The sequence below is a fragment of the Alphaproteobacteria bacterium genome (genome assembly GCA_041396705.1).
Taxonomy (GTDB): Bacteria; Pseudomonadota; Alphaproteobacteria; order CALKHQ01; family CALKHQ01; genus CALKHQ01.
Genome location: JAWKYB010000029.1, coordinates 24683 through 32060, shown reverse-complemented (window position 1 = coordinate 32060; position 7378 = coordinate 24683). Strand labels below are relative to the sequence as shown.

General features: G+C 72.5%; 4 protein-coding genes, 1 tRNA gene and 2 pseudogenes. All 7 read right to left on the bottom strand.

The annotated features are described in order from the left end of the window. On the bottom strand, nt 1–433 hold a 433-nt coding region (locus R3F55_25770), incomplete at its 3' end, for an ABC transporter permease (GenBank protein MEZ5670779.1). A gap of 287 nt (nt 434–720) precedes the next feature. Next, nucleotides 721–796: transfer RNA gene (locus R3F55_25765), tRNA-Glu, on the bottom strand. A 133-nt stretch (nt 797–929) separates the two neighbouring features. Beyond that, nucleotides 930–2735 (bottom strand): single-stranded-DNA-specific exonuclease RecJ, encoded by a 1806-nt coding sequence (gene recJ / locus R3F55_25760; protein MEZ5670778.1) that lies wholly within the window; start codon nt 2733–2735, stop codon nt 930–932. A 35-nt stretch (nt 2736–2770) separates the two neighbouring features. After that, nucleotides 2771–3807: pseudogene (glpX, locus tag R3F55_25755) on the bottom strand (class II fructose-bisphosphatase). Nucleotides 3808–3890: 83 nt separating this feature from the next. Then, nucleotides 3891–5183, bottom strand: coding sequence for a homoserine dehydrogenase (locus tag R3F55_25750; GenBank protein MEZ5670777.1), 1293 nt, complete (start codon nt 5181–5183; stop codon nt 3891–3893). Then, a pseudogene (locus R3F55_25745) lies at nt 5180–6402 on the bottom strand (LL-diaminopimelate aminotransferase). Before R3F55_25745 ends, R3F55_25750 begins: the two are co-directional and overlap by 4 nt. Nucleotides 6403–6468: 66 nt before the next feature. Then, on the bottom strand, nt 6469–7170 hold the full coding sequence (locus tag R3F55_25740; protein MEZ5670776.1) for an OmpA family protein: 702 nt from the start codon (nt 7168–7170) through the stop codon (nt 6469–6471). Nucleotides 7171–7378 lie beyond the last annotated feature (208 nt).

Genomic DNA, 7378 nt, shown 5'->3' with positions numbered 1-7378 from the left:
CGAAGTTCGGCACCGCGTAGCCGAGGAAGGCCAGCGTCATCACCGCGCTGCCGAGCCACGACTTGCGATAGAGCGCGGCCAGAATGCCGAGCGGCAGCGACAGCAGGAAGGTGAAGGCGAGCCCGCTGCCGATCAGCTGCAGCGACGGGCCGATCCGCTCGGCGACGATGTCGGCGACCGGTCGGCGCTCGATGAACGACAGGCCGAACTCGCCTTCGACGAACGACCGCAGATAGGCGAGGTATTGCGACCAGATCGAGCCGTCGAGACCGTAATAGGCGGTCAGCGCGATCCGATCCTCCTGGGTCATGCCCTCGCGAATGACGAAGTCGATCGCGTCGCCGGACAGCCGGGTGGCGAAGAAGACCGCGGTGACGATGAAGAAGATCGTCGCCAGCGCCCGCACGATCCGCCCTGCCACGTAGTCCAGCATCGCTGATCCGGCCCACCGCCCCGCTGTGCCCGACGATCGCGGCCGCAGGGAACCGAGTCCGGTCGCGGCCACTTGTCTATACAGCTAGCGGCGCACTGTTACGGCCGACCGGCGCTTTTGTTGCACCCGGATGAATTCCGCTGTGGATAACCGGATTCTGCCAGCCGGCGGTGCCAAATGAATTTTGTTTTGGTTATAAGGGGTTGAAATATATTCCTGCGACGACGACTGAGCCGAGACACGGCCGTCGCGCGTCAGGCAAACCGAGGGGGATCGGGCGGCGAGGCTGGCGACCCCTACGGGATTCGAACCCGTGTTGCCGCCGTGAAAGGGCGGTGTCCTAGGCCTCTAGACGAAGGGGTCGGCGGGCGATCTGATAGGCGACGCCGGGGGATTGGTCAAGGAGCTTAGCCGGCGCGGGCTAAGGCTTCGCTAAGCCCGGCACCGCGGGCGCCGGCACCGCCCCCGGATCAGGCGGCCGCGTCAGGCAGCCGGGTCAGGCGGCTGTTGCGGCGTCGTCGATGGTGAGCAGGGCGCTGTCCTGGCCGCGCCAGCGGTCGCGGCGCAGGGTGCCGGCGATGTCGACCAGGCGGTCGCGGGCCGCGAACAGGCGCGCGCCCAGCGGCGTGTCGCCGACGCGGAACGCCATCGCCTTGGCGCCGCGGCCGGTGGCATCCTCCAGCCGGCAGCGCAGGTGGGCGCCGTCGCCGACCGGCTCGACATGGGCCAGCCTGACGCCAAGCCAGGCGAAGCGCGGGCGCGGGTTGCCGCTGCCGAACGGCTCCAGCCGGTCGACCGCATCGACCACGTCGAGCCCGATGCCGGCGAGCGACAGGGTGGCGTCGATGTTCAGCGTCGGCTCCAGCGGCCGGTTGCCGGTCTGGTCGCCGATGCGCGCGGCGAGGAAGGCACGCGTGTCCTCCAGCCGGTCCGCCGCCACGGTCAGGCCCGCCGCCATCCGGTGGCCGCCGCCGTTGACCAGCAGCCCGGCCTGGCGCGCGGCGATCACCGCGGCGCCAAGGTCGACGCCGGCGACCGAGCGGCCCGAGGCCTTGACCTGGGCGCCGTCGTAGCCGCCGACGAAGGCGGGGCGGTGATACCGGTCCTTCAGCCGCGCCGCGACGATGCCGACGACGCCGGGGTGCCAGCCGGGGTCGGCCAGCAGGATCAGGCCGTCGGCGACGCCCTCGCCGCGCTCGACCCGGGCAATGGCCTGGTCGAGCGCCGCCGCTTCCAGCTCGCGCCGCTCCTGGTTCAGCGCGTGCAGCCGCGCCGCCAGCCCGGCCGCCTCGACCGGGTCGTCGGTGCGCAGCAGGCGGGCGCCGAGGTCGGCCTCGCCGACCCGCCCGCCGGCATTGATGCGCGGACCGATCACATAGCCGAGGTGGAAGGCGTTGGGCGCCTCGTCGAGGCCGGCGACCGCGGCGAGCGCGTCGAGCCCGACATTCTCGCGGCCGGCCATCACCTTCAGCCCCTGGGCGACCAGGGCGCGGTTGAGGCCGACCAGGGGCACCACGTCGCAGACCGTGCCGACCGCGACCAGGTCGAGCAGCCCCATCAGCGCATATTCCGCCCGGCCCGCGAAGTACCCCGCCTTGCGCAGTCGGCGGCCCACCGCCACCGCCAGCATGAAGGCGACGCCGACGGCGGCCAGCGCGCCGAGCCCGCTGCCGTCGTCGAGCCGGTTCGGGTTGACCACGGCGCAGCCGGCCGGCAGGCGCGGCTCGGCCTGGTGATGGTCGACCACGCTGACGTCGAGGCCGGCCGCGACCGCGTCGGCCAGCGGCTCGAACGCGGTGGTGCCGCAGTCGACCGTCAGGCACAGCCCGGCGCCCGCGGCGCGCAGCCGACGCAGCGCCGGCGCATTGGGGCCGTAGCCCTCCGCCAGCCGGTCGGGGATGTAGACCGTGACGTCGGCGCCGAGCGCGGTGAGATAGCGGTGCAGCAGCGCCGACGAGGTGGCGCCGTCGACGTCGTAGTCGCCGAAGACGGCGATGCGCTCGCCGCCGGTGACCGCCGCCGCGATGCGGGCGGCCGCCGCGTCCATGTCGGCCAGGGTCGACGGATCGGGCATGGCGTCGCGCAGCCGCGGCTCCAGCCACGCGCCGGCGCCGTCGACGTCGAGCCCGCGGCCGGCCAGCAGCCGCGCGGCCACGTCCGGCACGCCGTGGGCGCGCGCGATCGCCGCCGCCATCCGCTCCGCCGCGGCGGGGTCGGCCGCGGCGTCGGCACGCCAGACCCAGCGCCGGCCGGTGAACGAGCGGGCGCGGTCGGGCAGTCCGGGAACGACTCCGTCGGGCATGGCTGCAGTCTAGCGCGGCCGCCGCGCGGGCCTGCTCATTTCCGGCTGAAGGTCGGGTCGAGCTGGGCCTTGCGGGCGAAGGAGTGGGTAGCCTCGATCTCGCGCACCGTGCCGGTCTTCGAGCGCATCACCAGCGAATGGGTGCGCGCGCCCTCGGCATAGATGCGCACACCGCGCAGCATCGGGCCGTCGGTGACGCCGGTGGCGGCGAACATGACGTTGCCGGAGGCGAGGTCGAGCAGGCCGTATTTGCGGTCGTAGTCGGCGATGCCGCAGCGGTCGGCGCGGGCGCGTTCCTCGTCGTTGCGGAACACCAGCCGGCCCTGCATCTGGCCGCCGATGCAGCGCAGCGCCGCGGCGGCCAGCACCCCCTCCGGCGCGCCGCCGGTGCCCATGTAGATGTCGACGCTGGTGTCGGGCCGCGAGGTGGCGATCACGCCGGCGACGTCGCCGTCCTGGATCAGCATGATGCGGGCGCCGGCGGCGCGCACGTCGGCGATCAGCTCGGCATGGCGCGGCCGGTTGAGGATGCAGACCAGCAGGTCGTCGACCGCCTTGCCCTTGGCCTCCGCCAGCGCGTTCAGGTTGTCGTGGACCGGCCGGTCGAGGTCGACCACGCCGTCGCAGGCCGCCGCCGACCGCGATCTTGTTCATGTGGACAGCCGGCGGAGTGTGGCTGCTCTCCTCCAAGCAGCGCCACCACCGACATGGCGGTTATGCCGCCCATGGCGGTGATGGTGGTGCCCTCCAGCGGGTCGAGCGCGATGTCGATGCGCGGGCCGCCCTTGCCGCCGACGCCGAGCCCGACCGGCTCGCCGACATAGAGCATCGGCGCCTCGTCGCGCTCGCCCTCGCCGATCACCACCTTGCCGTCGATGGCCAGCCCGTTCAGCGCCCGGCGCATGGCGTCGACGGCGGCGCGGTCGGCCGCCTCCTCGTCGCCGCGGCCGACCTGGCGGGCGGCGGCCAGCGCCGCCGCCTCGGTGACGCGCACAGCCTCCAGCGCCAGGTTGCGGTCGCTCTGGCTGATCGCGGCGGCCTTGCCGGCCGCCTCGCTGTTGCTGGCGTTCATCGGACCCTCCCCGGTCGTGGTCGGTTGCGGCAGAGCCTAGCGCAAGCCGGCGACAGGCGGGTGAATTTCCGCCGACGCCGCCGTTACAAAGCCTCTATGCGAATCATCCGGGCGGGCTCGGCCATCGCCTCCAGGCCGTCGATCGCGGCCAGCGCCGCGCGCATCGCCGCCTCCTCCGATTCGTGGGTGGTCATCACCACCGGCACGATGCTGTCCGGCGCGCGGCCGCGCTGGATGATCGCCTCCATGCTGATCGCCGCGTCGCGCAGGATGGCGGAGACCGCGGCGATCACGCCGGGGCGGTCGCGCACCATCAGCCGCACGTAGTAGGCGCCGACATGGTGCTCCATCGGCGAGCGCTTCGCCGGCGCCAGCCGGTCGGCCGGCACCCCCAGCATCGGCGCGCGCCGGCCGGCGGCGAGGTCGATCAGGTCGGCGACCACGGCCGAGGCGGTCGGCCCGGCGCCGGCGCCGCGGCCGGTGTAGACGCTGTCGTCGACGAAGTCGCCCTGGGCCACCACGGCGGTGAACACGCCGTCGACATGGGCGATCGGCGCGGCCAGCGGCACCATGCACGGATGCACGCGCTGCTCGACGCCATAGCCGGTGCGGCGCGCGCTGCCGATCAGCTTGATGCGGAAGCCGAGCTCGTCGGCGAAGGCGATATCGACCGGCGAGACGTGGCGGATGCCCTCGATGTGCACGCCGGCGAAGTCGATCTCGGTGCCGAAGGCGATGCTGGCCAGGATCGACAGCTTGTGGGCCGCGTCGATGCCGTCGACGTCGAAGGTCGGGTCGGCCTCGGCATAGCCCAGCTTCTGCGCCTCCTCCAGCACGGCGCCGAAGGCGCGGCCGGTCTCGCGCATCGTGGTCAGGATGTAGTTGCAGGTGCCGTTGAGGATGCCGTAGACGCGCTCGATGCGGTTGCCGGCCAGGCCCTCGCGCAGCGCCTTGACGATGGGGATGCCGCCGGCGACCGCCGCCTCGAACGCCAGCGGCGCACCGTTGGCCTCGGCCAGCCGGGCGAGCGCGTTGCCGTGCTCGGCGATCATCGCCTTGTTGGCGGTGACCACGCCGCGACGCGCCTTCAGCGCGGTCTCGGCCAGCGCCAGTGCCGGGCCGTCGGCGCCGCCGATCAGCTCGACCACCGCGTCGATGCCGTCGTCGCGTGCCAGCGAGACCGGGTCGTCGACCCAGCGATAGCCGGAGATGTCGACGCCGCGGTCGCGGCCGCGGCTGCGCGCGCTGACGGCGACCACCTGCAGCGGCCGCCCGGCGCGCGCGGCGATGGCGTCGCCGTGCGCCTGCAGCATCCTGACGACGCCGACGCCGACCGTGCCGAGGCCGGCCAGCCCGATCCGCAGCGGCTGGGTCATTGCGCGGCCAGCGCCGCGGGCATCGGCTGGCGTTGCAGGAACCGGCGGATCGAGCGCACCGCCTGGCGGGTACGGTGCGGGTTCTCGACCAGGGCGATGCGCACGTGCGCGTCGCCGTATTCCCGAAGCCGACGCCGGGCGAGACCGCGACCTGGGCCTCCTGCAGCAGCAGCTTGGAGAACTCCAGCGAGCCGTAGGCGGCATAGGGCTCCGGGATCGGCGCCCAGGCGAACATGGTCGCCGGCGGCCGCGGGATGCGCCAGCCGGCGGCGGCGAGACCGTCGATCAACACCTCGCGCCGTTCCTTGTAGACCGCGCGGATCTCGTCGACGCAGTCCTGCGGGCCGTTCAGGGCGGTCGCCGCCGCCACCTGGATCGGCGTGAACGCGCCGTAGTCGAGATAGGACTTCACCCGGGCAAGCGCACCGACCAGCTTGCGGTTGCCGACCGCGAAGCCGATGCGCCAGCCGGGCATGTTGTAGGTCTTCGACATCGAGCTGAACTCGACCGCGATGTCCTTGGCGCCGGGCACCTGCAGCACCGACGGCGGCGGGTTGCCGTCGAAATAGATCTCGGAATAGGCGACGTCGCTGAGCAGGTAGACCTCGTGGTGGCGGCACATGCCGACCACCTCGGCGTAGAAGTCCAGGCTTGCGACCTGCGCGGTCGGGTTCGACGGATAGTTGATGACCAGCGCCACCGGCTTCGGCACCGAATGGCGGATCGCCCGCTCCAGCGCCGACAGGAAGTGCGGGCCGGGCTCGTTGGCAGCGTCGCTGACCACCGGCAGGTGGCGCACCGAGCCGCCGGCGATGATGAAGCCGAAGGCGTGGATCGGATAGCTCGGGTTCGGCACGATCACCACGTCGCCCGGGCTGGTGATCGCCTGGGCGAGGTTGGCCAGCCCCTCCTTGGAGCCGAGGGTGACGATCGCCTCCTGCTCCGGGTCGATCTCCACCCCGAAGCGGCGGCCGTAGTAGCCGGCGATGGCGCGCCTGAGCCCCGGAATGCCGCGCGAATTGGAATAACGGTGGGTGCGGGCGTCGCGCACCGTCTCCACCAGCTTGTCGACGATGTGCTGCGGCGTGGCCCCGTCCGGGTTGCCCATGCCGAAATCGATGATGTCCTGCCCGGCGGCGCGTGCCGCGGCCTTCATGGCGTTCACCTGGGCGAACACATAGGGCGGCAGGCGCTTGATCCGGTAGAATTCCTGGTCCATTGCGAAGTCTCGGCGTGGGCCGGGGCTTCGGCCGCCCGGCATTGGCCTGTTTGCGCCGTCGAGCGGCTAGTTCAGGTAGAGCTCGGCCCGCTGGTTGCCGACCTCGCCGGTCTCCATCCATTCGTGGAACACCGGCTGGGCGTCGCCGACGGCATAGACCAGCACGCGGTCGGCCGGCGCGCCCAGGCTGACGAGCGCACGCGCCACCGCCGTCGCCCGCCGGACCGAGAGGTCGTAGTTGATCGCCCGCGCCCGGTTCGGGTCCATCACCGCGGTGCGCGAACTGGCATGGCCGACCACGGTCACCGTGCGGCCGGTCTGGCCGATCAGGGTGACCACGTCGCGCAGCACGCCGCGGTCGCGACCGTCCAGGTTGTCGGACCCCAGCACGAAGTTGATGGTGGCGACCAGCACCGGCCCCTGCGGCAGCTGGGGTGCGATCGGTTGGGCGATCGGCTGTGCAATCGGCTGGGCGACCGCCGTCGCCAGCGACGCCTGCGCGGCCGGTACCGCCGGCGGCGTCGCGCTGCCGGTGACGGTCGGCGCCAGCGGCCGCTGCTCGGCCAGCGCCGCCGTGCGCTCGGCCTCCGTCGACTGGGTGTCCGGGCGGTTCGGCACCGTGGCCAGGCTGGGGAAGGTCTCGTCCGCCCGCAGCGTCACCCCGCTGGGCCCGGTATAGAGCGCCTCGTCGCTGCTGAACCAGTCGCTGCACCCGGTCGCCAGCAAGGCGATCGCGAGCGCGGCCCCGGCCCTGGTGGCATTTCGCATCGTCGCCGCCCCTGTCGTCACCGACTCCTTCATGAAGCATTGGGTAACCGATTGCGGTAGCGAACGTCCAGCGGAACGGCAGCCGCAGGACGCTGCCGATGCGGCCGGCGCGCGGCAGCGGTTTTCATGGTGCAGTGCAGCACGGATGGTGCTAAGCACCGGGCCTTGCACACGATCCTGCGACATCCCTTGCCGCCATCGCCCCGCA